General features: G+C 71.0%; 3 protein-coding genes. 2 read left to right on the forward strand and 1 reads right to left on the reverse strand.

The window, feature by feature from the left end; all coding sequences use genetic code 11:
- Positions 1 to 131: 131 nt before the first annotated feature.
- Positions 132 to 1064, forward strand: coding sequence for a type I pantothenate kinase (gene coaA / locus N864_RS21675; protein ID WP_034722362.1), 933 nt, complete (start codon positions 132 to 134; stop codon positions 1062 to 1064).
- Positions 1065 to 1099: 35 nt separating this feature from the next.
- Here coaA and N864_RS21680 read toward each other — a convergent pair whose 3' ends face one another.
- A complete protein-coding gene (locus N864_RS21680; protein ID WP_051518918.1) occupies positions 1100 to 1378 on the reverse strand; it encodes an aggregation-promoting factor C-terminal-like domain-containing protein in 279 nt (92 codons plus the stop codon).
- On the opposite strand from N864_RS21680, the gene N864_RS24910 reads away from it, so the two are divergent.
- Positions 1367 to 1597 (forward strand): hypothetical protein, encoded by a 231-nt coding sequence (locus tag N864_RS24910; protein WP_155893061.1) that lies wholly within the window; start codon positions 1367 to 1369, stop codon positions 1595 to 1597. The two genes, N864_RS21680 and N864_RS24910, sit on opposite strands and share 12 nt — an antisense overlap.
- Positions 1598 to 2229: the final 632 nt, after the last annotated feature.

Raw genomic sequence — 2229 nt, forward strand, 5'->3', positions numbered from 1 at the left:
GCTCAGCCGGCTGAGCGGCATACCGCTCGGTGGCGTGGTGTGACCGGTCCCACGACGTGCAGAGGGTGCGGGTCCGCAACAATGCTGCCGTGCCCCCTGCCCCGAACGGAGCGAACGGAGCGAACGGCTCCATGCCGTCGCTCTACGTCGAGCTCGACCGCACCGCGTGGTCGCGGCTGCGCGAGAACCACCCGCTCAGCCTCGACGCCGCCGACCTCGCCCGGCTCCAGGGCCTCGGCGACCGGGTCGACCTGCGCGAGGTCGAGGAGGTCTACCTGCCGCTGTCCCGGCTGCTCCTGTTCTATGTGGCAGGCACGAAGCAGCTGCACCAGGTGACGACCGACTTCCTCGGCGAGCGCCCGGCCAAGACACCGTTCGTCGTCGGCGTCGCCGGCTCCGTCGCGGTCGGCAAGTCGACGACGGCGAGGATCCTGCGCGAGCTGATGGCCCGGTGGCCCGACACGCCGCGGGTCGAGCTCGTCACGACCGACGGCTTCCTGCTCCCGAACGCCGAGCTCGAGCGCCGGGGACTCATGCAGCGCAAGGGCTTTCCCGAGTCCTACGACCGGCGGGCGCTGCTGCGGTTCGTGGCCGATGTCAAGGCCGGCAAGGCCGAGGTGTGCGCGCCGGTCTACTCGCACCTGACCTACGACATCGTGCCCGACGAGCGGATCGTCGTGCGCCAGCCCGACGTGCTCATCGTCGAGGGCCTCAACGTGCTGCAGGCCCCGATGGTCCACCCGGTGCGCGGAACCGGCATGGCGGTCAGCGACTTCTTCGACTTTTCCGTCTACGTCGACGCCTGGGTCGACGACGTGCGGACCTGGTACGTCGACCGGTTCCTCCGGCTGCGGGAGACCGCGTTCGCCGACCCGAACTCGTACTTCCACCGGTACGCCGCCCTGTCGGACGATGAGGCGGTCGGCACGGCGAACCGCATCTGGCGCGAGATCAACGGCCCGAACCTGGTCGAGAACATCCTGCCGACCCGCTCGCGCGCGACCCTGGTGCTGTCCAAGGACAAGCACCACTCGGTCCGCCGGGTCCGACTACGGAAGATCTAACAAGGTAGGCCGGGACCGGCTGCGCAAGATCCGGCTCAGTACCAGTGCGGGCTCTTCGAGAGCCAGAACGACCACGCGTTGCACGGGTTGCCGTAGGACTGCTCGATGTACCAGAGGCCCCACTTGAGCTGCGTGACCGGGTTGGTGCGCCAGTCGTTGCCGAACTTGGCCATCTTGCTGCCGGGCAGGGACTGCGGGATGCCGTAGGCGCCGGAGCTCTGGTTCGTCGCGGTGAAGTTCCACGCGCTCTCGCCGTTCCAGAGGTTGACGAGGCAGTTGTACTGGGCGTCGCTCGTCCAGCCGTGGTCGGCCATGAGGACGCGGGCGGCGGCGCGGGGGTTCTCGCGGGCTTCGGCGATGGCCGCCGCCTTGGCGGCCTCGGCGGCCTGACGCTTCCGCTCCTCGGCGACGGCCTTGGCCTTCTTGGCGGCTCGACCTTGGCCTTGGCCTCGACCTGCTTGGCGGTGTCGACCCCCGCGGCGGCGATCGCGGTGCGGCGCTCGTTGCGCGACACGGAGGCCGCGGCGCGGTAGGCCGTGTCGACGACGGACGTGCGGGCCAGCTCCTCGGTCTGTGCGGCGAGGCCGTCACCGACGACGAAGGCGGCGTCCCCGGAGCCCAGCCCGGTGGCAGCGGCATACCCGATCGCGGTCAGCCCGAGCCCGAGCGCGAGCCCGGCCGCCACGAGGGGCCGGGCCACGCGCCGCTTCGGCGCGGAGTGGTGGTGCTGGGCGCGGGCAGCCTCTGGTGCCGGCGCTGCCAGGGAGCGGTGCCGTCCTGCGTATCGGGCCATGGGTCGGTTGGTGCCTTCCTCGGGGGCCGCCGGTCAGGCGGCACCCTGGGGGTCAGGTGGAGGGATGGTCCTGGCAGCGACGACGGTCAAACCTGCCGTTACCAAGTCGAGACATATCGGTCACCCACGGTGCCAGCCATCGGCCCAGATGGCAAACCGACGCCGCCCTGCGAGCCGTGCGAGAGCGCTCGGTGGGCACCGCTCGGTCACTCGCGGGCTCCCGGTGGCCGGTGCCCCCGGAGCCCGCGAGTGACCCTCAGCTCAGGCCTCGACCCCCTCCAACAGGTCCGTCACGAGGGCGGCGATCGGGCTCCGCTCGCTCCGCGTCAGCGTGACGTGGGCGAAGAGCGGGTGGCCCTTGAGCTTCTCGAT

This window comes from Intrasporangium chromatireducens Q5-1 (genome assembly GCF_000576575.1).
Classification (GTDB): Bacteria; Actinomycetota; Actinomycetes; order Actinomycetales; family Dermatophilaceae; genus Intrasporangium_A; species Intrasporangium_A chromatireducens.